This window comes from Oleiphilus sp. HI0128, from assembly GCF_001635365.1.
This window is the reverse complement of the sequence record NZ_LWGG01001248.1, coordinates 1-733: the sequence shown is the minus strand read 5'-3', so window position 1 is coordinate 733 and position 733 is coordinate 1. Positions and strand designations below refer to the sequence as shown.

General features: G+C 42.3%; 2 protein-coding genes. One reads left to right on the top strand and one right to left on the bottom strand.

The features are described 5' to 3' along the window. Positions 1–204: DUF6868 family protein (locus A3763_RS29765; RefSeq protein WP_068760462.1), on the top strand; the 204-nt coding region annotated here is incomplete at its 5' end. Positions 205–236: 32 nt separating this feature from the next. On the opposite strand, the gene A3763_RS21135 is transcribed toward A3763_RS29765, so the two are convergent. Further along, positions 237–733: methyltransferase (locus A3763_RS21135; protein ID WP_068760460.1), on the bottom strand; the 497-nt coding region annotated here is incomplete at its 5' end.

The following is a 733-nucleotide window of genomic DNA, read 5'->3' as shown; positions in this document are numbered from 1 at the left end:
TTGATTAATCTTGCTTATCTGTCTCTGGCTAGTATCGCGGTGGTATTTTTCAAAGAGGCCATTACATCGATACACAGCAAGATGTTTGATCTTGAGGAAAAGCAACTGGCCCCTGTTTATCTTAGCTTTCTAAGCCAGTACAAAGTCATGACTTTGGTGTTTTTTGTTGCGCCCTACCTTGCGTTGAAGATTATGTGGCATTAGCTCTGCTTTGACCTGAGTAGCGCAGCCTACGGCTAGCGTGAAAACTTTAGAATATGGCCTTTGAACTGGCCCTCTAAATAGTCGGTATGCTCAGGCTTAAAGTGGCTTGAGCTAAAACCAAAGTCAATCATTCGTTTGCTGAGTTTGTTTTTTTTGCCGCGCCCAGGATCTACCAAAATGACCTCACTTGTTGGCTTGGAGTGTCTTTCAAAGAAATTAGCTAATAAGCTAATGTGTTCGTCTTCATATAATATATCGCTACCAATGATCAGGTCGAAAAGGCCTAAGCTATCATTATCTTTAGCCCAGTCTATACGTTCAAAGGTGATGTCGGCGTCGCTATTAAGTTCGGTATTTCGTTGTAAGAATTTTTCAGTTTCAGGGTGGTAGTCAGTGGCAGTAATATCGGCGTGCTGCTTATTTAGTAATAAACTCGATAAAGCCATGCCGCAACCAACTTCCAGGACCCTTTTATCACCAATAGTGTAGTTAAAGATGAAGTGTGCGAGCACCATACTGGAAGGCCAGA